A 23,280-nucleotide genomic window follows, 5' to 3' on the forward strand; every position below is an offset into this window, starting at 1 on the left:
GAGCGGATCACAGCTGGGTGGCGATGGAGACCACCACCAGGGAGATCGCCTCGGTCCACGGGGTGACCGTGAGGACCGGGGTGAACTCCAACTCGGCCGTGATGCCGGTGCTGGCGAGCTCCTCGATCGCCGCGTTCGGGGTGGTGTAGGCGGCGTAGCCGCCCATCAGGTCAGCAGAGCTCATGGTCATCCTCTCGACTCGTCGGATTCGAGCTCGGATCGGGCCCGGATTCGGTTTCGGTTTCGGATTTCGGCGAGGTGCGGGTTCCTCGACCGCCCCCAGCAGATCAGGCGTTCGATGCCAGTGCCCAGTAGCAGGAAAGTGGGGGCATCCTGCCCCTTGCCCACTCGGGCATGACAGGAGCCTGCCCGTGGTGACCGCCGGCCGGGATCCCTAGCGTGGCCGCCATGGCAGCGACAGTCTCGACCCCACCGGCAACGCCGGCAGCCGACCGGGCCGGCCCCGGCCGCACCCCGGGCCTCTTCGAGTACGCGCCCGAAGTGCCGGTGGCACTGGCCGCGTTGGGCTTCGCCCCGCTGGAACCGGACAGCCTGGTGAGCCATCTCGGCCGCAACGACTCGTGGGCGGGACGCACCACGGACGGCACCGGCGTCTTCATCAAACGGCTCGACCGCCAGGCCCCCGACGGAACCGACCGCTACGACCGCTCCTGCGCCTTCGAGTCGGCCCGGACCGGGGCCGGCGCACTCTCCTGGGAGTCGCCGGCGCTGCTCGGCGGCGACCGGAAGCGGTTGGTGCTGGTCTTCGACCTGCTGGCGGACGCCGTCACCGGGAACACCCTCGCCGACGAGGACGGCTTCGACACCGCACTCGCCCGGCGGGCCGGCCGGGCGCTCGCCGAGCTGCACGGCTTCCCGACGGCCGACGTCCGGCCCAAGCCCCGCCCCGGCGCGCGCACCGGCCACCGGCTGGCCGCGCTGACCGTGGCCGAGTACACCGCGAGCAGCGGCGCCGAACTGGCCCTCTGGGGCCTGCTCCAGCAGGACCGCCGACTGCACGGCGCCCTGCGCGCGTTGGACGCCCGCTCGGCCGCCGCCGACCACCGTCCGGTCCACGGCGACCTGCGGCTGGACCAGTTCCTGCTCTGTGACGGCACGCTCCAGCTGACCGACTGGGAGGAGTTCCAGCTCGCCGACCCGGCGATCGACCTCGGCGGCTTCGTCGGGCAGTGGCTGTACCGGGCGGCGAGTCGGATGTTCACCGGCGTCGACACCGACGAGGTCGACGTGGAGGTCGACCCCATTGACGCTGAGGCCGACGGCGGCCGACCCGCCGACGCCCACGGCACCCTCATGCGCAGCGGAGAACGCGAACTGGCCGCCGTCCTCCCGGTGATCGGCGCCTTCTGGCAGGGCTACCGGCAGCACGCCGACCGGCTCGATCCCGAACTCGCCGAGCGGGTGGTCGGGTACGCCGGCTGGCACCTCTTCGACCGCACCATGGCCACCGCGAGCGTCCGGCCCACCCTGAGCGCGGTTCAGCGCGGCATCGCCGGTGTGGGACGCGGGGCACTGCTCGCCCCGGACCGGTTCATCGAGGCGATCGGGCTGGTGGCGTCATGACACACGTGTCCGAACAGCTCGCGGCCGCGCTCACCGGCATCGACCTCACCGAGTACCCGCAGGCCGTCACGGTCGACGGCCACCGCATCAGCGCCGACTCGCCGCGCGGCCTGCGGTTCGCCCTGGGCACGGCGCTCTACGAGCAGTGGCACGCCGGCCTCGACCGGTCGCGCCTCGACCGGTCCCGCACCGCCACTCGACTGCCCCGCCGTGACGTGGAGTTCGAGCGGCAGCTGATCTCGGCGACACCGCACGCGGACACGCTCGCCCCCGCCCGCCTGCGCGCCGCCGTCCCGACCGAGGCCGAGGCCGGGGCTGAGCCCGGGACCGGAACCGGAACCGGGGGCGCCGCCACGGAGTTCACGGTCGAGCTGGGCGGCGTGACGGTCCGCGTCCCGGCCGCCGCCGTCCGGAGCGACGGCCCGCGACCGGCGGACACCTCCGTGACCGTCGAGCTGCCCGCCGTCCGCCCCGCCCTGTCGCCCGGCTTCCTGCTGGTGGACGGGCCGCACGGCGGGCCGCACGAGGGCGAGTTGGTGCGGCGGCTCTACCTGCACGTCGAGGACCCCACCGCCGCGCCCGCGCTCTGGGCGGCGCTGCTCCGGGAGTCGGCCGCCCGCTCGCTGCGGTGCCGGGCCAAGGTGCTGTCCCGGCCCTGGTCGTACCCGCGTCGCGACGCGGTCGTGCTCTACCTCCCCCGCTCCCACGCCGGCGAGTTGACGGCCTTGGCGGCGGCGCTGCGCGACCTGCCCGGCCTCGGCGCGCAGACCTCGGTCTTCGCCCACCCGTTGGGGCCGGGCATCGCCACCGCCGACGAGCCCGGCGACACCAGGGCCGGGTGGCGCGGCCGGAGCTTCGGCCAGCACCGGGCGGCGGCGGTGGCCGAAGGAGTACTGCGACACGCGGCCGCCCCGGACGGCCCGGCCGGATCAGGCGGACCGGCGCTCGCCGCCTCCGTCGCCCGATCGCTGCGCGACGCGGCCACCGACCCCACCGACCCTTCGCGGAACGGCTGAGCGGCATGCGGATCTCCGTCCTCTTCCCGCACGCCCTCCGCGACCGGGCCGACCTCACCGCGCTGACGGCGCTCGCCTCGCTGGTGAGCGCCGGCGCGGCCGACCGGCTCTGGCTCGGGCAGTCCCTGGCGGTGGAGAGCCACCAGGCACTGGCCTGGCTGGCCGGGACGGGGCAGCGGATCCCGGTCGGACTCTCGGTCACGCTGACTGCCCTGCGGCACCCCTTCGAGGCGGCCGCCCAGGCCCAGTCCTTGGCCGTGCTCACCGGACACCGGCCGGTGATCGGCTACGGCGCGGGCGAACCCTCGCTCGTCGGCGGCCTGTTGGGCGCCCCCTACGCCCGGCCGGCCGAGGCCGTGGCGGACTACGTCGGCGCCGTCCGCACGCTGTTGGACGGCCGGTCGGCCGGGCCGCCCGCACCGGGCCCCGGTTCCGCCGCGCCAGGGCTTCGGCTCCCGCACGGGGAGCACCCGCCGGCGGTCGAGCTGGGCGCGGGCGTCCTGCGACCCGCCATGGCCCGCGCGGCCGGGCGGGTCGCGGACGTCGCGATCACCTGGATGACCCCGCCCCGCTACGTGGCCGAGGTCCTCGTCCCAGCCCTGGCCGAAGGCGCAGCGACGCCAGGCCGGGTGGCGGCCCCGCCGCGAGTGGTGACCGTGGTGCACGCCGCCGTCGCCCGGCCGGGCCGCCACCCGATGGTGCTGGCCCAGCACGGCGCCGGCCGGCACCTCGGCGCGCCGCACTACGCCGACATGCTCCGCCGCGCGGGCCTGCACCTGGACACCCGCGACCCGGTGGCCGGCGCCCGCGAACTCGTCGAGTCCGGAGTCTTCCTCTACGGCTCGCCCGGCCAACTGGCGACCGAGCTCGCCGCCTACGGGACGGCCGGAGTCGACGAGGTGGTCCTGAACCCCGCCGGCGTGGTGCTGGCCCACGGGTGGGACGCCGCGCTGACGGACCTCACCGAACTCCTCACCCACCTGGCACCACGGGCCGGCTGAACTCGACGCAGCTGGCGATCCGGGACGATCGGGCCCAAGTGCCAGTGGTTTTCCAGGACTTCGGCCGGGAGAAGTCGGTCTGATCCAGAGCGGTCTGGAAGGCGGTCGGTGATCTCGGCGAAGGGGCTTCCTCGGTGACCGACCGGCCGCTGAGGCGTTCGATGTCCATGGCGATGGCCGTGAGGGCGTGTTGCGGGTGAGGTCCGCGTCGTGTTCGGGATCACCGAAGTGGAAGTCGGCTCAGGTGATGGTGCGGACGCGTCTACCGTTGATCGAAAGGCAGCCCGGACAGCCCAGGCAGCCCACGCAGCCCAGGCAGACGCGGAGGCAACGATGAGGGTGGTGTTCGTGCACGGGGCGTGTGTGCGGGACGGGTCGTGGTGGTGGCACCGCACCGCCGGGCTGCTGCAGGAGCACGGGGTGCTGAGCGTGGCCCCGGCGCTACCGAGCTGCGGCGAGGCGGGCCTGCCCGGCGGCGTCGGCGGTCCGGGCCTGCCCGAGGACGTTGCCGCGGTGCGCCAGGTGCTGCAGGCCGGTGACGAGCCGACCATCGTGGTCGCACACAGCTACGGCGGTATCGTCACCGCGGAAGCCGCCGCGGGAATCGGGTCGGTGCGCCACCTGCTACTGGTCTCCAGCTACCTGCCCGAGGTCGGGCAGAGCCTGTCGGACTTCGGGGACGGCGGCCCCGCCCCGTTCCTCGACGTCGACCCCGACGCCGGCACGTTCGGGGTCCGCCCCGAACTGCTCGTGGACACGTTCCTCCAGGACTGCGACCCCGAGATCCAGGCGCAGGCGGCGGACCACCTCACCCGGCAGAGCGTGCGGGTGACCGGCCAGCCGGTCGGGGCGGCCGCATGGCAGCAGTCGCCGTCGACGTACCTCGTCTGTGCTCAGGACCGGGGCACCCCGCCGCGACTGCAGCGCGAGTTCGCCCGCCGGGCCGGCGGCGTCGTCGAGCTCGACGCCGGCCACCACCCGTTCCTGTCCCAGCCCGCAGCGGTCCGGGACCTGCTGCTGAGCCTGTGACGGCCGTGACATTCACGGAATCGCGGCCGATCGCCTTCAGGGAGTGTCATCACCGGGGGTTCCGGCCGCCTTTCAGGGCCATTCGGGTCCTGGCGGTCCGTTCAGGTCGAATCCCGTCCGAACGCTCCCCGTCGAAGAGCCCCGGGGCGCAGGCTGGTTCCGTGACCGCGTCAGCACGGACGCGGCGCGAGCGGAAGGACGAACATGACGAGCACGCGCGGCCGCGTCGCCGCCCTGCTGGGCGCCGTCGCGGTGGTCGCCGGCACCACCCTGGCCACCCCCGCAGTCGGCTTCGCCGCCACGGCCGGACCGGTCCGCGTCGGCGGGATCACCGGCCAGGCGCCCTGCCCGGACGCACCCGAGTTCAGCTGCGGGACCCTCACCGTCCCGTTCGACCACAGCGGCGCCACCCCCGGCACCCTCGACCTTGAGGTGGCCGTCACCGGCAACACCACGGCGCCCAAGGGCGACCTGCTGTTCCTCACCGGCGGCCCCGGCCAGCCCGGCGTCCCGGCGATCAAGCGGATGGCGGGCAAGCTGGAGCCCGTCCTCAAGGACTACCGCCTGGTGATGTACGACCAGCGCGGCACCGGCCGGGGCGCGCTCCAGTGCCCGGGCCTCCAGGAGGACATGGGCTCCTCCGACCTCGCCCTGCCGCGCAAGCAGTCGATCGCCGACTGCGCGGCCGCCCTCGGCCCCAACGCCCGCCACTACAGCACGGCGGACACCGTCGCCGACATCGACCTGCTGCGCCGCGCCCTCGGCGACCGGCGCCTCACCCTGGACGGCGTCTCGTACGGCAGCTTCGTCGCCGAGCGGTACGCGCTCGCCCACCCGGCGCACGTGGCCCGGTTGGTGCTCGACTCGGTGGTGCCGCAACAGGGTTTCGACCCCCTCGACCTGGCCGCGCTGCCCGCGAGCGCCCGGGTCCTGCGGGCCGCCTGCCAGGCCACCGGCTGCACCACCGACCCGGCCGCCGACCTCGCCGCCACGGTTCGGCGGTACGGCAACGGGGCGCAGATCCTGAGTGCGCTCACCGGCTACGAGTTCATCGACCCGAACTACGGCGGGGTCCCGGAGATCCTGCACGAGGCCGCCGCCGGGCAGCCCGCGAAGCTCCAGGACTTCTTCGACCTGGTCCGCCGGCAGGTCGACGCGGCCTCGGCCGAGGAGCTCAGCCAGGGGCTGCACTCCGCCGCCCTGTGCGCCGACTCGCGCTTCCCGTGGGGCACCACCGATACCCCGGTCGCGGGCCGTGCGGCGGCGCTGGAGCGCACCCGGCAGCGGCTGACCGCCGAGCAGACCTGGCCGTACGACCCGGCGACCGCGACCGGGCTCGGCAGCCTCCTGGTCTGCCTCGACTGGCCGCGCGAGCAGGTGCCGCCGGCGCCGTCGGACCACCGCAAGCTGCCGGACGTGCCGGTGCTGCTGCTCGGCGGCGACCGTGACCTGTCCACGCCGTACGAAGTGCTGTACCAGCAGGCCGAGTTGGCACGCGACCCGCAGATCGCGATCGTGCCCGGGGCGGCGCACTCGGTGCAGAACCGGGCGGCGAACCCGGCCGGACGGCAGGCGGTGTACGACTTCCTGCTGAAGTAGCGGGAGCCGTCGGCGGGCCGTTCCGCACGGGGGACGGAACGGCCCGCCGCCGCGGCCCGTCCGGCCTGTTGCGCCGGCCCGCCTGTTGCGCCGGCCCGTCCGCCCTCATCCGCTGGGATGCCCGCTCCTCCTCCGCTGGGATGCCTTGTCCCCTTCCCCGTCCTCCCCTGAGGGGATGTCAACTACTGCGCCCGCGAACTAGCGTCGCCGGCATGACCAGAATCCGTCGTGCTGCCCTGGCCGCCGTGCTCACGCTCGTCCTGCCGCTGCCGATCATCGGAGCGGGTACGGCGTTCGCCGCGCCCGGGCCCTCCGCCACAGCCCCCTCCATGGCCCCGTCCGCGGCCCCCTCCGCAGCCTCGGACAGGTCCGGCGTCCAGCTGGAGCTGCCCCGCCCGACGGGTCCGCACGCGATCGGACGCGGCACCCTGCACCTCGTCGACCAGCACCGCCGGGATCCCTGGGTGCCGGCCGCGGGTGCCCGGGAACTGATGGTGTCGACGTACTACCCGGCCCGGCCCGGGACCGGCGGACCGGCCCCCTACATGACCACCGAGGAGGCCCGGCTGCTGCTTCAGCAGGCGGCTCAGGGCGGCGCCGTCCCGGCCGAAGCGCTCGGCGGCACCCGCACCTTCGCGCACGCCGACGCACGGCCGGAGCGCGGCAGGTTCCCCCTGCTGGTGCTCTCGCCCGGCCTCGGGCTGCCGCGCGCCACCCTCACCGGCCTCGCCGAGGACCTGGCCAGTCGCGGGTACGTCGTCGCGCTGGTCGACCACACCTACGAGTCCACCGGTGTGACCTTCCCCGACGGACGGACCCGCACCTGCGCCGTCTGCGACCAGACCCCCACCCTCGAGGCTCTGGAGGCGATAGCCCGGAGCCGGGCCACGGATCTCTCCTTCGTCGTCGATCAGTTGACCGACCGTCATTCACCGTGGCGATACGCCGGCATGATCGACCCGCGGCGGATCGGCATGGCCGGGCACTCCATCGGCGGTGACGCCGCCGCCGCGACCATGGCTGTTGACGACCGGGTACGAGCCGGGGTGAACATGGACGGAACCTTCCTCGCGCCGGTCCCCGCCACCGGCCTCCAGGGCCGCCCCTTCCTCATGTTCGGCACCCTGGCCAACCACAGCCCGGGCGGCGCGGACACCAGCTGGGACCGCGACTGGGCGCGCCTGGACGGCTGGAAGCGGTGGCTGACCATCGCCGGCTCCGACCACTCCAGCTTCACCGACCTGCCCGTCCTCGCCGCACAGTTGGGCGTGACCGGCCCCGCCGTGCCGATCCCGGCGCAGCGCGCGGAGGAGATCACCCGCGCCTACGTCGGGGCCTTCTTCGACCTGCACCTGCGCGGCATCCCGCAGCCGCTGCTCGACGGCCCGTCACCGGCCGACCCGGAGGTCGCCTTCCAGCACCCCTGATCCCACCGTCTGATCCCACCGTCTGATCCCGCCGTCTGATCCCGCCGTCGCCCCCGCGCCCGCCCCCGCGCGGGGCAACGCGCGGGGCAACGCTCGCCCGGCCTGTCGCCGGGCGAGCCGGCAGGGCTGTTCAGGGCCTGCGGTCGTGGAAGGTGCGGCGCAGGTCGCCCACCCAGGCGTCGGGGTTCTCCCAGGGGATGAAGTGGCCGCCGTGGTCGTGGGCGTTGACGTTGACGTGGTTGAACCAGTCGGCCTGCGGGCCGGTCCTGAACGCCCGGACGCGTTCGTCGGCGGTGTGGATGCCGGGCGGGTTCTCGTACGTGACGAGGGTGAGGCCGACCGGGGCCTGTACGACCGGGGTGCGGTCGTGGACGGGGGTCCAGGGGTAGCGGTTGGCGTTGGCGTAGTAACGCATCGACGTGGCGATGGAGTTGTTCACCCAGTAGATCGTGGCGTGGGTGAGCAGGTCGTCCTTGGTGAAGACGGATTCGACGTCTCCGCCGTTGTCGCTCCAGGCGTTCCACCGCTCCAGCAGCCAGGCGAGCAGTCCGGCGGGCGAGTCGCTCAGCCCGTGGGCCAGGGTGGCGCCGTCGAGCGTGTGCACGGCGAGGTGGGACGCCGAACGCTGGTCCAGCTCGATGGTGCGGGCGCGGACGTCGGCGGGCTGGTCGTCGGTGAGGGGTCGGTTCCGGGCGAAGTCCCAGGCGCGGGGGCCGGTGAAGAAGTCGAGCGGCAGCCCGGAGCCGATGTGGATGCCGTACAGCTCGTCGGCGTACTTGTGGCCGAGCTGGCTGGAGACGATCCCGCCGATGTCGCAGCCCCCGGCGGCGTACTTCCCGTATCCCAGGGTCTCGGTCATCAGGGTGTGCCAGAGGTCGGAGACCTTCCAGAAGTTGACGTCCGGAAAGCCGGTGAGCGGGCCGGGGAAGCCGAAGCCGGGCAGGGACGGCACGATGACGTCGAACGCGTCGGCGGGGTCGCCGCCGAACGCGGCCGGGTCGGCGAGCGGGTCGATCACCTTCGCCCAGTGCCAGAACGTCCACGGCCAGCCGTGGGTGAGGATCAACGGGATCGGGCGGGGGCCGCGGCCGGGTTTGCGCAGGAAGTGCACCGGGACGCCGCCGACGCTCACCTGGTAGTGCTCGTGGGCGTTGATGGCGGCCTCGGCCTTGCGCCAGTCGTACCCGTCCCGCCAGTAGGCGACCAGTTCACGGAGGTAGCTGTCCGGGACGCCGTAGGACCAGTCCTCGTTCCCCTCGTCCAGCGGGGCACGGGTCAGTGCGAGACGGGTGCGCAGGTCGTCGAGGACCTCGTCGGGCACATGGATCGGGGTGGGTTTCAGGGGAAAGGCGTGCGGGGCGGTCATGGCGTGGTTCCTTTCCGGGGAGGAGGAAGCGGTGCCGCCGCCGGACGGGCACCAACTGGCCCGGCGAACACGGCTACCCGTCCTGCCCGGCCACGGTGGCGAGTCCGTCGAGCAGCGTGGTGATGGTGGCGTCGGTCAACCGATAGCCGTCGGCAGTCTCGACGATCTGACCCGAGGCGATACGGGAGTTCCACCAGTCCTCGAGGAAGCCGGGGGCGTATCCGCCGGTGCGGAAGCCGTACTGCTCGGACTCGAGGCCGAAGGCGATCATGAGCCCGTAGTCCGGCAGCGCGTAGGAAGGCTCGTCCTGCGCAGGCGTTCTGAGGTACCGCTCGAAGGAGTCGACCCGGTTGAAGCTGCTGAACAGCCAGAACAGGTAGTCGTACATGAGCGTGGAGCGCGCGTCGGCGTGCAGGGCGAAGAACCCCTTGTCGTGCACGAGGGCCTCGGCGAGCGCCCGCATCCGCCGGTCCGCGTCGGGCAGAACGTCCGCGACCTCGCGGAAGGCGCGCAGCAGGACGGGGGAGAAGCTGCCGTCGCGCACCGCGGCCAGGTCGGCGAGCCGGTCCTGCTCCGAGGTGTCGTAGACGGACTCGTCGACCAGGCCCGTGACGAACGCCTCGAAGTTCTCCGCGACCAAGGTGATCGCGAAGTCGGCCTCCTGGCTGACGTGCACCACGGTCGGCTCGCCGCGCCTGCCGCACGCGCGGTAGTCGAGGGCGAGCATGTCGTGGCCGCCCGAGGGCATGGCGGCGAAGTAGACACCGATGTCGGGGTACTCCCACCTGTCGATCCAGAACCGGCTGCCGAACTCGCCGCCGAGCGATTGCGGACGGGTCCGCCCGACGCCCCGGATTCCGGTGATCTCGATGTAGTCGTCGGCCCAGGACGTGGCTTCGGGCATGGGGAAGCAGGTCCGGGCCGGGGTGCCGCCGTTGTGCACGGTCATCAGCGCGACGTAGGAGTCGGGCAGACGGTATCCGCTGAGCTCCTCCTCCAACGACGCGACCAACTCCGGCGAGGGCGGGGCCTCCTCCACGTACTGCTCCAGCGCGTACGCCGAATCGTCCCAGAACCCGGTGACGTCGAAGCCCTCGAAGTGTCCCACTGCGCCCTCCCGCACCTACTCGTCCGGCGATTGTACGTTCGATGCCCGGCCGACGGCGGCTTCGGAGAAGGGCAGAGTCAGGCGGCACTGACGCATCGCCGTACTGAGCCGTACTGATGGGCGGCGAGGTGGTCGGCCCAACGAGACATCAACCCGGCTCCGGGCGAAGCAGGACACCGTGCAGTCCCCGTGCCGGTCACGGCCGCTTCGCCCACGAAGCCCGGACTCCTCGCCGTCCGCCGCAGCCTCCCGTCGGGTTGTGGAGCGGACGTCGGGTCGGGCCCGGCCCTGTGGGGTCGGCCCCGGGTGTCCTGCGATCAGGCGGCTGTGGCGAGGTTCTTCTCGAACGCGGCGAGGTAGTTGCGCAGGTGGTGGTCCTTGATGCCGTCGGTCTCGGGGGCGAACATGTCCTGGCGGTAGCCCTTCGCCCGGTCCTTCAGCCCGGCGATGAGCGGCATGGCCTCGTGGAGCTCTCCGTCGGCGTCGAAGTAGCGGAGTGCGTTGACATGGGTGAAGGCCGGCTCGGGCGGGAGCTGGGGGACGATGTCGTTGTTGTTGACGAAGCGGTAGCAGCAGTCCCTGAAAGCCGTGTTGTGGGCGGCGGCGAGAAGGCGTTCACAGGTGCGGGGCTGGCCGAAGGTGTAGACGCCGTCGGGGAGTTGGCGAGGCTCCTCGAAGTACCAGCAGGCGCCGGCCAGCATGGCGAGGGCGCCGCCGAGGCTGTGGCCGGTGAACCAGACGCTCTGCCCGTTGGTGCGCAGTCCCCGGATGGTGTCGCGGATCTCGGGGTAGACGGACCGCAGGGCCTGGTGGAAGCCGTAGTGGACGAAGCCCTTGTTCGCCGGTCCGGGAACGGGCGGGGTGCTGACGTCGGTGAGCCAGTCGTAGATCTTCAGGACCTCGGTGCCCCGGAAGCCGGTGACGATCATGCGGTCGCTGGCCATGGTGTAGGCCTGGGTGTCCTCGATCGGGAACGGCATCTGGTGCGTCGACTCGAAGTGCCGCACCTCGTCGAAGCCCCAGGCGTGGGCCTTGTTCTCGATGCCGGCCCGGTCCAGCACGGCCAGTCCGGCGGCCTGCGCCATCCAGTAGGCGTGGGGGAGGGAATAGCGGGTCGTCGAGTGGTCCAGGGCGGGGATGGCCATCGGTGTCCTCCGGGAAGCGGGCCAGCGGATCGCCCAGCAACCTAGTGCCGTACGCGAACGGAGGGGAGCCGGAAGCGCTGAAGGCCACCCGTACGGGCGCAACCGCGGCGGAACCCGGATCCCGGCGGGCTGTGCGGGAACCGCCGCAGGACGCGGGATCCGCGGCGTTCGCAACACCGCCCATGGGCTCGACGGCCGTGGTCCCCGATGATCGGCGTGGCGTCGGCGAAGTCGAAGTGGCAGCGCTGTCAGCCGCGTTGAGGACTACCGCGATCTCGCGGAGCCGATGGTGTCGAGTTCGGCGACGGCGTCGGCGGGCAGGACGAGGTCGGCCGCGGCGGTGTTCTCGCGCAGGTGGGCGATGGAGGAGGTGCCGGGGATCAGGACGGTGGTGGTCGAGCGCTGCAACAGCCAGGCCAGCGCGACCTGTTGCGGGGAGGCGTCGAGACGGGCAGCGACATCGTTGAGCGCCTGGGACTGGAACGGGCTGAAGCCGCCCAAGGGGAAGAACGAGGCGAAGGCGATGTTCTGGTCAGCGCAGCGGTCCACGAGTGAGTCGTCCTGCCGGTTGGCCAGGTTGTAGAGGTTCTGCACGGTGACGACCGGGGCGATGGCCTGCGCCTCGGTGAGCTGGGCGTCGGAGACGCCGCTGATGCCCAGGTGGCGGATCAGCCCCTGACGGCGCAGGTCGGCCAAGGCGCCGAACTGCTCGGCGATGGGCGCATCGGAGATGTTTTCCACCGAGTCCAGGCGCAGGTTGACGACGTCCAGGGCCTCCAGGCCGAGGTGCCGGAGGTTGTCGTGGACCTGGGCCTTGAGGTCCGCGGGTTCCTGCGAGGGGATCCAGTCGCCGGTCTCGTCGCGGCGGGCGCCGACCTTGGTGACGATGTGCAGTCCGGCCGGGTAGGGGTGCAGGGCTTCCTTGATGAGTTCGTTGACGACGAACGGTCCGTAGTAGTCGCTGGTGTCGATGTGGGTGATGCCCAGCTCGACGGCTTCGCGCAGGACCGCCAGGGCCTGGTCGCGGTCCCTGGGGGGACCGAAGACGCCGGGGCCGGCCAACTGCATGGCGCCGTAGCCCATCCGGCTGAGGGCGAGGTCGGGGGCCAGGGTGAGGGTGCCGCCGGGAGCGCTGGTGGTCACGTCGTGCCTTTCGTCGGCTTCGCTGAGGCCGGGGCCGACGAATCGGATGCTCGTGGACAGCCCGGCGTGACTCCTAACTCTGGGGGAGCGGGGGTGGGGCGGGGCGGCACCCCGGTGTTCCTGGGCGTGGCAGGGACACCCCGGCTGATCGGCATCCTCGCCGAGTACAGCCCCGCAGGGGTGGACACGCCATGCCTGGCCTACTACACCCCGTTGATGCTCGGCGCCATCGACTTCGACAACCTTCAGAGATCACGGTGCCGGTGCCGGCACCGCTTCGCTGGCTGGGGCGATGGCTATCCGACGGTGTCCTGTCCGATCGCGCGGAGGACGTCGGCGAGCCAGACCAGGTGGTAGCCCACGATCCGGTCCGGGTCGGCGAGTAGGTGTTCAAGGTGGTGCCAGGACTCGGAGAGCTGCCCGATGGTGATCGTCTTCGGTTCGTTGGGGACGTCGTAGAGTTCGTCGCCGGGGACGGACCAGAAGTAGTCACGTTCGACGGCCACTGTGCTGCCGGCTGAGGCTTCGATGTGGTGCAGTGCCAGTTCGAAGGCGCGTCGGAGCTGATCGAGCGGGATCTGTAGAGGTTCGCTGTCCATGCGCTCATCTTTGTCGATCAGGGGCCGTGTCGGGTCCGGGCCCATGACGTCCGACCCTTGAGCGACGACGACGGAAGCTGCGGCCATCGGCCCCCAGGCTCACTCCTCGCCAACTGCCCCCAAGCGGGAGCGATGCAGGCCACGCCCTTCCGGGCGTGGCCTGCATCGTTCAGTCCGAGGCCCCGGGCCTGCTCTGCGGCTCAGCGCAGGCCGGTGAACAGGTCCTTCTCGGGCAGCGCCGCGCCGGTGGTGTCGAGGACCCGGACGAACGTCTCCACGCCCATCAGTTCGGTGAACCGCTCCCGGCCCATCTTCAGGAAGAAGATGTTCTCGCCCTGGCTGGCGTGCGCGAGCAGCGCGTCGTACTTCTGCCCGCCGAAGGCGGTGGCGTCCACCCAGGTGGTGATCTCCTCGTCGGGCAGCCCGATCGGGGGCAGCTCCATGGCCTCCCCGGTGGGCTCCGGGTTGTCCCCGTCAGCGCTGTCAGCCGCGGTGTCCCCGTCGGTGCCGAACTCGCGCATGAGCTCGCCGAAGCGCTGCATCATCGAGTGCGGCGCCGTCGTCCAGTACACCTTGGGCGTCAGGGCGGCCTGGGTGAGGGCGGCCATGGTGATGCGGTTGGCCTGGATGTGGTCGGGGTGGCCGTAGAAGCCGTTCTCGTCGTAGGTCACGACGACGTCGGGCCGGTAGCGGAGCATCAGGTCGGCGAGCCGGGCGGCGCCGTCGGCGACGGGGGTGCTCCAGAACGATCCAGGAGCGTCGTTGGCGGGCCAGCCCATCATCCCGGAGTCGCCGTAGCCGAGCAGTTCGAGGTGGTCGACCCCGAGGATCCGGCAGCTGGCTTCGAGTTCCTGGCGGCGAAGTTCGGCGATGGCGGCGGGGTCGTGGCCCTCCTCGCCCGGCTTGGCGCCGCCGGGGCCGTCGCCGCAGGCGCCGTCGGTACAGGTGACGAGGACGGTGCGGATGCCCTCGGCGGCGTAGCGGGCGAGGACGCCGCCGGTCGAGGTGGCCTCGTCGTCGGGGTGGGCGTGGACTGCCATCAGCGTCAGGGGCCGGTCGGCCATGGGTGTCGTCCTCCGGTCGGTCGGTCGGGTGTTCGTCTCCCAGTCTGCGCCAGCGCCTCGGGCGGCTCGGGCCCGGGGGTGGTCGAGGCCGCCGGGCATCCCGGTGGGGGGCGGTGTGCTCGGCCTCCCGGCCGCCACGCGGGGCTTCCGGGCGTGGCCGCCGGCGGTCAGCCCCCGGCGCAGCCGCCGTTGCGGCAGTCGCGCCAGGGGCCCCAGGCACCGCCCGGGGCCTGCTCGGAGATCTCGGCGGACAACGAGGGGCCGTTCCACATGTGCGCGAGCACCGTCAGCCTCCCGTCGGCCGCCTCGGTGACGGAGGAGGGGGTGGCCACCGCCTCCGACAGCGGACCGGTGCCCAGGTTGGTCCAGGAGCCCCAGATGCCGGGGGTGCTCTGCTCGTTGACGTACAACTGCGGGCTGCTCGAACCCTGGTAGACCTCGAAGAAGGCCAGCGCGCCGTCCGCCCGCTGGAAGGCCACCGGCACCCCGAAGAACCTCGGCACCAGCCCCCCGGCGGGGCCGAAGGGCTCGGGCGCCGACCACGGCCCGTCCGGGCCCGCCTGGTGCATCCGTACCAGGACCGACGACTGGTACCCGATGGTGAACACCTCCAGGGCGCCGTCGGCGTCCGCGGCGGCGGTGAGCACCTGGTTCCGGTAGCTGAGGCTCATGCCGTTGACCTGGCTCCAGGCGCCGAACGGGCCACCGGAGGACGACTGCGTCCGGTACCAGATGGTCCCGCCGGTGCCGTCGGCGGTCGAGAAGACCGCGAACCGCGCCTGGGTGCCGTCGGGACGGGTGACCGTGGTGGACTGCCCCTCGGTGCCCGGGGGCGTGGTGGTGTCCCGGGGCCGGTCCGCCGTCGACGACACGGTCGCCGGTGCCTGTACGGAGGTCGGGGCCTGGGCCTGGGCGGATGGCGCGAGGAGGCCGACTGCGCCGATGAGTGCGGCGCAGACGGTCGCCGCCGCCGTGCATCGCCGTGCGCTCTTGGGCATGGCTGGTCCCTGCCTTCCGATCGGTCTGCGGGGCCCGGCCGGGCAGTGGCGCGGGCCGTCGGCCATCCTGCCCACCGGGGCGGCCGGTACGGGCGCCCACGCCCGGAAATGGCCGGAACACACGGGCGGGCCGCCGGGCCTGCGCGAGGCGGCCCGCAGCTCCTGGTGACGGCGCGCTGCAGCAGGGACCGACCTGAACGGCCGTCAGGAGAGCGGGATCGGATCCCGCCAGATGTCCAGCGGAACGGCGCGGACCGCGCGTCCGTCCCCGTCGAGGATCCGGCCCATCCGCTTCACGGTGCGCAGCGACACGCGGCGCTCGGCCACCCGCAGGTCGGGGAACCTGCGGGCGAGAGCGGTTTCCAGCCGCTGGACGTCGGCGAGGGAGCGCTGCCAGACGGAGAGCAGGAGGTTGTGCGGGCCGGTGACGGACACGCACAGCCGGACCTCGGGGAGTCTGGCGAGCTGGGGGCCGACCTCGTCGAGCCGCTCCGGGGGGAGGTCGGCCCGGAAGGTCGCCAGGACCGGCCGGCCGGCGTCGCGGGCGGCGATCTCGCAGCGGAAGCGGATCGCGTCGGAGGCGGCCAGCCGGTCGAGGCGCCGGCGCAGCGTGGACGGGCTGAGCCCGGTGGCAGCGGCCAGCTCGGCTTGGCCGAGGCGGCCGTCGACACCCAGTCTGATGAGCAACTCCCGGTCTTCTTCCCGGACTTCGGCTCGTACGCCGGACGGCGTCCCGTAGCCCGCCGGGTGATCGTCGTGCAGTTCCACGCGCTGGGCCTGGTCCAGCGAGTCCAGTCGCCAGCGGATCCCCTCGGCGTAGAAGCCGGTTGCCAGGTGGACGCGGACGGCGTTGACCCCGGGGAGTGGGCCGAGCCGTTCGGCGGTGTACCGGGAGACCGTCGCCAGGTCGGTGAAGGCCACGGTGACGACGAGGTCGCAGCCCTGGGCGACGTGTTCGATGCTCATCACGTGCGGGTCCTCGGCCAGTTCGTCGGCGATCTGCCGGAGCCGGCCGGGAGCGCAGTCGAGGTCGAGGTAGGCGACGCACCCGCGGTCCTCGGGGTGCGGCAGACCGTAGGCGGTCACCCAGGCGATCCCGGCCTGCGAGAGTCGGCGCCAGCGGCGGGCGGCGGTGACCGGGCTGATCCCGAGGGTCTGGCCGAGCAGCGACCAGGGTGCGCGGGGCCGCAACTGCAGCGCGTTCACCAGGGCGAGGTCCAGCTCGTCCACCGTCACCTCGGCGCCGGTCGTCGCGGTGCCGGTCACCTCGGTGCCGGTCGTCGCGGTGTCGGGCATCTCGGAGCCGGTCACCGTCGGCTGCCGGTGGATTCGTTCATCGAAGGGCCTCCTGGTGGCGTGATCCTGCGAAATCGCGGGCAAATCCCGCCGCGAGATCCAGAATCACGGAACAAGATCGCTCTGCACAAGTTCCCGCCACGCGCGGGATCGACGGAGGTGCCCGTGTCCCTGCACGACGACGCTCTCGCTCTGGCCCCGGACCTGGTCCGGCTGCGCCACGACCTGCACCGGTTCCCCGAGTTGGGCCTGGCCCTGCCGCGCACCCAGGAGCGGGTGCTGCGGGCCCTGGACGGCCTGCCGCTGGAGGTGAGCCAGGGCTCGGCGCTGAGTTCGGTCACCGCGGTGCTGCGCGGCGGCCGACCGGGGCCGGCGGTGCTGCTGCGCGGGGACATGGACGGCCTGCCGGTCGCCGAGAAGGCCCCGCTGCCGTTCGCCGCCGACAACGGGGCCATGCACGCCTGCGGACACGATCTGCACACCACCATGCTCGCGGGTGCCGCACACCTGCTGGCCGCACGGCGGGAACAGCTCCACGGCGACGTGGTCTTCATGTTCCAGCCGGGCGAGGAGGGGTGGGACGGGGCCGGGGCCATGCTGGCCGAGGGCGTGCTCGACGCGGCAGGAAGGCGCCCGGTCGCCGCCTACGCCCTGCACGTGTCGTCGGCCATGCGGCACGGGGAGTTCGGCTCCCGGCGCGGGCCGATCATGGCCGCTTCCGCTGCGCTGAACGTCACCGTCCACGGTGCGGGCGGCCACGGTTCGGTGCCGCACCGGGCCAAGGACCCCATCCCGGCGGCCTGCGAGATGGTCACCGCCCTGCAGACCATGGTGACCCGCCGCTTCGACGTGTTCGATCCGGTGGTGGTCACCGTCGGGCTGATCCAGGCCGGCACCCAGCGCAACATCATCCCCGAGACCGCCTACTTCGAGGCGACCGTGCGCACCTTCTCCGCCGCGGCGCAGTCCAAGGTCGCCGACACCACGGTCGAGCTGGTCAGGGCCATCGCGGCCGCCCACGGCCTGCGGGCCGAGGTCGAGTTCCTTCCCCAGTACCCGGTGACCGTGACCGACGGGGCCGAGACCGACTTCCTGGCGGACACCGTCCGGGAGGTCTTCGGCGAGGAGCGCTTCCAGCCGATGCCGAACCCGATGACCGGGTCGGAGGACTTCTCCCGGGTCCTGGACGCCGTGCCGGGATCGCTCGTGTGGCTCGGCGCCGCCCCGAAGGGGACCGACCCCGACGACCTGCCGGTCAACCACTCGCCCTACGCGGAGTTCGACGACGCGGTGCTCCCCGACGGGGCCGCGCTCTACGCCGAACTCGCCACCCGCCGTCTCGCGGCCTGAGCCCGTACCGCCAAGGAAGGAACGATCAACCACATGACCGAACCGCGCGACGTGGTCGAGCAACAGCTCGCCGCCTACAACAGCCACGACATCGACGCCTTCGTCGCCACCTACGCCGAGGACATCACGATCCACCGGGCCGACGGCACCCGACTCCATGGCCGGCAGGCTCTGCGCGACAGGTACGCCGGACAGTTCGCCAAGGGCCGCTGCCGGGCGGAGATCGTGGGGCGGCTCAGCGAAGGCGACTGGGTGGTCGACCACGAAGTCGCCCACGGCCTGGCCGACGAGCCGGTCCGCGTCCTGGTGGCCTACCGGGTGCGCGAAGGCCTCATCGACCGCGTCGACTTCCTGAGCTGAACCAGCGCAACAGCGCAGGCCCGTACGGCGGCCGTCGCCGCCGTCGTACGGCCGGCCCGCGCCCCTCCGGTGAACGGCCGTCAGAGACCGGGGACGGCGTCCTTCGCAACGGTGTGCCAGTTGGTGACGATCGGCTTGTCGACCGGCGTGGTGCCGACGGCGATGCTGGCCGGGTTGGGGTCGGCGTTGCCGATGCCCACGATGACGTCGGTGAACTGGATTGCCTGGTTGGTGTTGGTGGTCTTCGTCATGATGCCCGCGTACGCGACCTTGGCGCCGCTCAGGGTGATCGGTTCACCGGTGGCCTGCTCGGCGTTGGCGGCCTCGATGCCGCGCGAGCCGAATGCGATGGTGGGGTGGGTCGCGGGGAGCGTGCAGGTGATGCCCGGCTTGGCCTTGGCCGTGATCAGGAGGTAGCCGCCGGCCTGGGATTCGGACTTCGCGCTGAGTGCGAGGTCGTTGGCGCCGCAGGCCTGACCGTAGCCGGTCTTGTCGGCGGCGGGGGCGGAGGCCGCGTCGGGCGACTTCGGCGTGGAGGACGACTTCGGCGTGGAGGGCGTCGTGGGCGCGGCGGCGGCCTTCGTCGGCGAGGCCCCGGTGGGTGCGGTCGCGGCCCCGGTGGGCGCGGCGGCGGTGGCGGCGGGGCTGGCGGCGGTGGAGCCCGTGTCGCTGTTGTCCGGCCCGCAGGCCGTCGCGGTGGCGGCGAGCGCCGCGACGGCGGCGGCGGTGAGGGCGAGGCGGCGCGTGCGCATGAGGTCTCCCGATGTCGTTCGACCGGTGAGGTTCACCGGGTGTGATCACCGTAGGCGAGGGTCGTTCACAGGCAGGTGCGGGAAGTATCCCGATCCTGTCCCAGAAACCGATGGGCCTCGTCCGCCGGACAGTTGACGAGGTGTGCCCGGCCGAAGCCGGAGAGCGCTGCGTGCGGGCCGCAGCCTCAGACACCGTCCTTGTGGCCGTTCGCGACGAGCAGTTGCTCCATGCTCCTGTGGGCGGGGGCGGCCTCGGTGTTGCTGTCGTCGTGGAACATCCTGAGGTACTGGACGAGGGCGCTCACGCACGTGTCCCGCCCGTCGTACTCCGCGTTGTCGACGAGTCGGCAGTCCTTCGAGATCTCCCTCATCTGCCCGCCGGGAGCGGTGTACACGGGGTGCCAGATCAGTTTCACGTCCGGGTTCAGCCGCTGGACCAGCCGTAGTTCCGGGACTTCCAGCCTGATCAGGATGCTCTCCGGAGCGTAGGCCCGTACGAAGATGTGCACGGGGCCGGTCGCGCGGGACACGAAGGCCTTGGACAGGACGCTCCACATCGGCCCCGTCAGCTTCCAGTCCGGGTGCAGCTCCAGGACGTTGAGCACGCTGCCGATCCGGGTCCGCCCCAGCGGCGTGTGGCCCTTCCGGTACGCGTAGTCGCTGGTCTCGATGCCGCCCGCCCACAGGGCCATGGTGGGCGTCTCGATCTCCAGGTGCTCGGCGATGAGCTTGACGAACTCCTGGTACCAGGAGTTAGAAGCCCGCAGCTCGCGCTGCTCCTGGCGGTCCTTCGTCTTCGCCACGGCCTCGTCGTTCAGCGCGCCCTGCGAGTCGACCCCGCCGAGCAGCAGCTGCCAGGCGGCGTCGGCCTGGGGCTGCGGAATGCCCGCGGCCTTCGTCAGCTCCTGGTACGGCCCCCACTCGGGGTGCTCGGCGGGCCTCGTGGCGTAGTGCTCGTCCAGGCCGCCCTTCTGGCGCTGCACCTGGCGTGTCACCGCGGCGTTCCCCACCTGCCGCTGAAGCGCGGCCAGGCCCGTGAGGCGTGCCCCGTGCCCGGCGGCGGCCGGCGCCGTAGTCTGCCGCTCCGCGGCTCTCCGTGTCTCGCGCACGCCCTCCCCACCCTTCCGGCCGCCCCCGCCGAGTCTACGGGCGGCGGGGTGGCGGGGCGAGGGCCGAAAGGGCAGACCCGGGGCCACGCCGGACCGGCGCGAGGTCGGCTCGACCCGCGCGGAACAGGGCGGATTCACCCGGGAGTTGATCGTCCCCGGTTCCCGCGAGGGCCTGGCCGCTGCCAACCCCGGACGCGACCCGTCCGACGATCCGCCTCCACTGTCGCGTCCCGACCACGTCAGGCCGCGTCGTAACCCGGCCGGGGCGGCGGCTGGCCCCGACAATCGGTGGGGCACACCCGGGCGCCTGTGCAAGGCGCGGTCCCCCATGTGGGGAGTTCCAAAGGAGGTTGTTCATGAGCAGGACGAAGAGGACCGGGACGACGACGCGGGGCGGCCGGGCCGCCGTGATCGGTGCGCTGGGCCTGGCCTCGGTGGCCCTGGCCGCCGGACCGGCGTTCGCCAAGGGCGACGTGGAGATCACGGCTCCGCACACGGCGCGGGTCGGCACGACCTTCACGGTCACGGGGCACGGGGACGACGACGGTGCCGCCTACCTCCAGGTGTGCCTGGAGGGCCGCAGCAGCGGTTCGACGTGGGAGCGGATGACCTGCGGCACCGTGGTCGAGACGGGCACCGAGGCGGAGGCCGTCGCGCACGTCAAGGCCGCACACAGCGGCGCCCTGGAGTACCGCGCGGCGCTGTTCGGCCTGACCGGCCCGGACGACCACCACCCCGTTCGCGAACGGACCTCCGAGCCGGTGACGGTGGAAGTCCGCTGAGACCGGCGGCGCGGCCGCCGCTCGGGGAATCGGCAGGCCGGAGGGCGCGGCTGCCCCCGCGTCCGGTTCGAGCGGTCGGATGAGCCGGTCGTGTGGGCATCCGCAGCTTCGCGGACGAGTTGGGTGAACCGGCGACCATCCGGGATCGGCCGGCGTTCTGGACGCAGACGAACAGCACGGGTCGGGTGGCGGGCGGCCGGTCAGTTCCGGAAGGAAACGGGGAGGTTGGCGTAGCCCCGGAAGGTGAGGCGGTCGCGGCGCACTGCCGGGCCGGCGCGCCGCATGGCGGGCAGGTGCTCCAGCAGCAACGGGAGTGCCAGTCGCGCCTCCGTACGGGCCAGCGCCGAGCCGAGGCGGTAGTGTGCGCCGGCGCCGAAGGAGAGCGACGGCTGGGCGTCCCGGAACGGGTCGAACCGGTCCGGGGCGGTGAAGTGCGCCGGATCGTGGTTTCCCGCCCCGAGGAGCAGCAGGATGTGGCTGCCCTTCTCGATGCTGCCGATGCCGTCGATCTCGATCGGCTCGGGTGCCCACCGGCTGGTGAGTTGCAGGGGCGCGTCGAAGCGTGACACCTCTTCGACGTACCGGTCGGTCAGGCCCGGGTCCGTGCGCAGCCGCGCGGCGAGGTCGGGGTGGTCCAGGAGGGCTCCCAGGCCGTTGCCGAGGAGGTTGGCGGAGGTCTCGAATCCCGCCAGCAGCAGGAACACCAGGTTCACGACGAGTTCGCGGGTGGACAGTTCGCTGCCGTCGCGGTCGTGCGCCAGTACCAGTGCGGTGATCAGGTCCTCGCCGGGTTCGGCACGTCGGAGCCGGGTCAGCTCGGTGACGTACGCTTCCAGTTCGAGGGCTGCGCGGTCGGCCGCGGTGGCAGGGCCGGCGGGACGCAACGGCTCCAGGACGGCGGTCGTCTCCTGGGCGCGCTCGCGCAACCACTGGTGTTCGCCGTCCGGGACACCGAGCAGTGTGCCGATGATCCGGATCGTCAGCGGGTAGGCGAACTCGGCCATGAGGTCCACGGCCTCGCCGTCGCGGCCGATCCGGGCCAGGTGGTCGGCGAGGGCGGTCGCCCGTGCGGTGACGACTTCCTCCAGTCGGTCGGTCCCGCGGGGTGAGAAGGCGTCTGCGGCGAGCCGTCGGACGCGGGCGTGGTCGGACCCGTTGGCCTTCATCATGGAGTCCGCGATCAGGCGTGCGGCGGCACCGTCCGGCCAGCCCCGGACTTCCAGTCGCGGGTCCCGCAGCAGTGCGTTGACGGCGTCGTACCCGGTCGCCGCGTAGAACCCCGGTCGCAGGCGCACCACTGGCCCGTGGGACCGGAGGGCGGCGTACGCGGGATAGGGGTTCTGGCGGCCGGTGGGTGACGCCAGGTACTGGAATGCCTCGCCGGGCAGCATGCCGGGATTCCTCACGTAGGGATCGGGTTTCTGGGTCGAGCGAGTGCCGTGAACGCCCTGGGCTCAGGAGTACTGGATCAGCTGGAGCCGTGGCGGCATCGTCCAGTCGTGGGGTTCGAAGGCGATGCGGGTGAGCGGCGCGGTGGCGGCGGCATCGGTCATGATCCCTTCCAGGGCGTCCTGTTGGCCTGGTTCGAGGAACCCCCAGAACAGGCTGTGCCAGACCACCGTGCGCACCGACGGATCGGCCGGCGTCGCCAGCTCGCGCCGCAGCCACCCGACCGCATCCGCCTGTTCCACCCGGACCGGGGTGCGGGCGGCGAGGTCGAGCGCGTCGTCGAGGGCGGCTCGCAGGAAGGTGTGCTCGAAGGGCAGGTAGCTCCGTACGGTCTGCACGTCGGCCGGATCGGCGGGGTCGCGGGGACGCAGGTCGCAGCCCGCGCGCGCCACGATCCGGATGCTTCCGGGGTTCGGACCGTGGGCGGGCAGCCGGACCGTTGAGGCGGGGTCGCCCCACTCCCAGCCGGGCCCGAACCACCGGTAGCGGTCGATCAGCAGGTTGAGTCCGGCGCAGGCGCCGAGTTCGAGCAGTCGGATCCGCGGGGCCCGCACCAGTGCGAGCCCGTGCAGCAGTGTCGCGGCCCGGACGGGCTCGTGCTGCTGCACCGGGTTGTCGAGCGCGGTGGCGATCTCGGCGGGGTGGTCGGCGATCGCCGTGACGAAGAGGTTCCACGACCGGTCGGTGCCGCGCGGTTCGATTCCGTCCGCCGCACTCGACTCGGCCAGGTGCGCGGTCAGTCGGGGAAGCCGCCCGGCGGTCAGCAGGCCCTGGACCCCGGCCATGGCGCGGATGGTGAACAGGGGCGCGCCGGCCTGTGGGTGCCGTCCGATCAGGCGGGTCACCGGCCCGCCGCGCTCGACGTCGTCGGCGAGCCTGGCGAGCAGCCCCGATGCGAAGGGAGCGGCCCCGGCGGACCGTGCGGCCATCGACCGCAGCAGCTCCGGTCGGTCGATCAACTCGCGCACGGGGACACTCCGTTCGGCACTGTTCGGGCGGAGGTGTGGACCAGACCGTGCAGCAGCTCCCGGCTCGATGCCCTCCCGGCGACGTTCTCGTGCTCCCGTGCCGCGCGGCCCGCTGCTCATCGCCGAACCGCGATG

22 protein-coding genes are annotated in these 23,280 nt (G+C 72.7%); 9 read left to right on the forward strand and 13 right to left on the reverse strand.

Features of this window, described 5'->3' with window-relative positions; genetic code table 11:
* Positions 1–7 precede the first annotated feature (7 nt).
* A complete protein-coding gene (locus ACFWPT_RS23870; RefSeq protein WP_350876063.1) occupies positions 8–184 on the reverse strand; it encodes a hypothetical protein in 177 nt (58 codons plus the stop codon).
* Between the two features lie 224 nt (positions 185–408).
* Between ACFWPT_RS23870 and lxmK the strand changes: the two genes are divergently transcribed.
* The 6 genes from lxmK (at position 409) to ACFWPT_RS23900 (ending at position 7,656) form a co-directional block, all read left to right on the forward strand.
* Positions 409–1,584 (forward strand): class V lanthionine synthetase subunit LxmK, encoded by a 1,176-nt coding sequence (lxmK, locus tag ACFWPT_RS23875; RefSeq protein WP_380484090.1) that lies wholly within the window; start codon positions 409–411, stop codon positions 1,582–1,584.
* Positions 1,581–2,600 carry a T3SS effector HopA1 family protein gene (locus tag ACFWPT_RS23880; protein WP_380484092.1) on the forward strand — a complete coding sequence of 340 codons (1,020 nt, stop codon included), beginning with the start codon at positions 1,581–1,583 and terminating at the stop codon, positions 2,598–2,600. Before lxmK ends, ACFWPT_RS23880 begins: the two co-directional genes overlap by 4 nt.
* 5 nt (positions 2,601–2,605) lie before the next feature.
* Entirely contained in the window at positions 2,606–3,601 is a 996-nt protein-coding gene (locus ACFWPT_RS23885; protein WP_380484094.1) for an LLM class flavin-dependent oxidoreductase, read from the forward strand.
* Positions 3,602–3,934: 333 nt separating this feature from the next.
* Positions 3,935–4,630 (forward strand): alpha/beta hydrolase, encoded by a 696-nt coding sequence (locus tag ACFWPT_RS23890; protein WP_380484096.1) that lies wholly within the window; start codon positions 3,935–3,937, stop codon positions 4,628–4,630.
* Between the two features lie 204 nt (positions 4,631–4,834).
* Entirely contained in the window at positions 4,835–6,229 is a 1,395-nt protein-coding gene (locus tag ACFWPT_RS23895; RefSeq protein ID WP_380484098.1) for an alpha/beta fold hydrolase, read from the forward strand.
* A 212-nt stretch (positions 6,230–6,441) separates the two neighbouring features.
* On the forward strand, positions 6,442–7,656 hold the full coding sequence (locus tag ACFWPT_RS23900) for an alpha/beta hydrolase family protein (RefSeq protein WP_380484100.1): 1,215 nt from the start codon (positions 6,442–6,444) through the stop codon (positions 7,654–7,656).
* A 130-nt stretch (positions 7,657–7,786) separates the two neighbouring features.
* Here the strand turns inward: ACFWPT_RS23900 and ACFWPT_RS23905 are convergent, their stop codons facing one another.
* From ACFWPT_RS23905 to ACFWPT_RS23940, 8 genes are all read right to left on the reverse strand, one after another.
* On the reverse strand, positions 7,787–9,022 hold the full coding sequence (locus ACFWPT_RS23905; protein ID WP_380484102.1) for an epoxide hydrolase family protein: 1,236 nt from the start codon (positions 9,020–9,022) through the stop codon (positions 7,787–7,789).
* A 73-nt stretch (positions 9,023–9,095) separates the two neighbouring features.
* On the reverse strand, positions 9,096–10,130 hold the full coding sequence (locus ACFWPT_RS23910) for an SMI1/KNR4 family protein (RefSeq protein WP_380369445.1): 1,035 nt from the start codon (positions 10,128–10,130) through the stop codon (positions 9,096–9,098).
* Positions 10,131–10,447: 317 nt separating this feature from the next.
* Complete coding sequence (locus ACFWPT_RS23915; RefSeq protein ID WP_380484105.1) at positions 10,448–11,275, reverse strand: lipase family protein; 828 nt, start codon at positions 11,273–11,275, stop codon at positions 10,448–10,450.
* A gap of 264 nt (positions 11,276–11,539) precedes the next feature.
* A complete protein-coding gene (locus ACFWPT_RS23920; RefSeq protein WP_380484107.1) occupies positions 11,540–12,418 on the reverse strand; it encodes an oxidoreductase in 879 nt (292 codons plus the stop codon).
* Positions 12,419–12,714: 296 nt separating this feature from the next.
* Positions 12,715–13,017, reverse strand: a complete 303-nt coding sequence (locus ACFWPT_RS23925; RefSeq protein WP_380484109.1) for a hypothetical protein — start codon at positions 13,015–13,017, stop codon at positions 12,715–12,717.
* 200 nt (positions 13,018–13,217) lie between these two features.
* Entirely contained in the window at positions 13,218–14,081 is an 864-nt protein-coding gene (locus ACFWPT_RS23930) for a PIG-L family deacetylase (protein WP_380484111.1), read from the reverse strand.
* Between the two features lie 167 nt (positions 14,082–14,248).
* Positions 14,249–15,079 carry a hypothetical protein gene (locus ACFWPT_RS23935; protein WP_380484113.1) on the reverse strand — a complete coding sequence of 277 codons (831 nt, stop codon included), beginning with the start codon at positions 15,077–15,079 and terminating at the stop codon, positions 14,249–14,251.
* A gap of 204 nt (positions 15,080–15,283) precedes the next feature.
* Positions 15,284–16,375 (reverse strand): AsnC family transcriptional regulator, encoded by a 1,092-nt coding sequence (locus ACFWPT_RS23940; protein WP_380484115.1) that lies wholly within the window; start codon positions 16,373–16,375, stop codon positions 15,284–15,286.
* A gap of 165 nt (positions 16,376–16,540) precedes the next feature.
* On the opposite strand from ACFWPT_RS23940, the gene ACFWPT_RS23945 reads away from it, so the two are divergent.
* Positions 16,541–17,725: a M20 family metallopeptidase gene (locus tag ACFWPT_RS23945; protein WP_380369427.1), complete on the forward strand. Its 1,185-nt coding sequence runs from the start codon at positions 16,541–16,543 to the stop codon at positions 17,723–17,725.
* A gap of 33 nt (positions 17,726–17,758) precedes the next feature.
* Positions 17,759–18,085: a nuclear transport factor 2 family protein gene (locus ACFWPT_RS23950; protein ID WP_380369424.1), complete on the forward strand. Its 327-nt coding sequence runs from the start codon at positions 17,759–17,761 to the stop codon at positions 18,083–18,085.
* A gap of 80 nt (positions 18,086–18,165) precedes the next feature.
* On the opposite strand, the gene ACFWPT_RS23955 is transcribed toward ACFWPT_RS23950, so the two are convergent.
* Complete coding sequence (locus tag ACFWPT_RS23955) at positions 18,166–18,837, reverse strand: hypothetical protein (RefSeq protein ID WP_380484117.1); 672 nt, start codon at positions 18,835–18,837, stop codon at positions 18,166–18,168.
* A gap of 185 nt (positions 18,838–19,022) precedes the next feature.
* A complete protein-coding gene (locus ACFWPT_RS23960; protein WP_380484119.1) occupies positions 19,023–19,832 on the reverse strand; it encodes a hypothetical protein in 810 nt (269 codons plus the stop codon).
* Positions 19,833–20,302: 470 nt separating this feature from the next.
* Here ACFWPT_RS23960 and ACFWPT_RS23965 point away from each other — a divergent pair, with 470 nt between their 5' ends.
* On the forward strand, positions 20,303–20,728 hold the full coding sequence (locus ACFWPT_RS23965; RefSeq protein ID WP_380484121.1) for a hypothetical protein: 426 nt from the start codon (positions 20,303–20,305) through the stop codon (positions 20,726–20,728).
* 200 nt (positions 20,729–20,928) lie between these two features.
* On the opposite strand, the gene ACFWPT_RS23970 is transcribed toward ACFWPT_RS23965, so the two are convergent.
* A complete protein-coding gene (locus ACFWPT_RS23970; protein WP_380369413.1) occupies positions 20,929–22,119 on the reverse strand; it encodes a cytochrome P450 in 1,191 nt (396 codons plus the stop codon).
* 63 nt (positions 22,120–22,182) lie between these two features.
* Entirely contained in the window at positions 22,183–23,145 is a 963-nt protein-coding gene (locus ACFWPT_RS23975; protein WP_380484123.1) for a DUF2332 family protein, read from the reverse strand.
* Between the last annotated feature and the right edge of the window lie 135 nt (positions 23,146–23,280).

The sequence above is a fragment of the Kitasatospora sp. NPDC058478 genome (genome assembly GCF_042720345.1).
In the GTDB taxonomy this organism is placed as follows: domain Bacteria; phylum Actinomycetota; class Actinomycetes; order Streptomycetales; family Streptomycetaceae; genus Kitasatospora.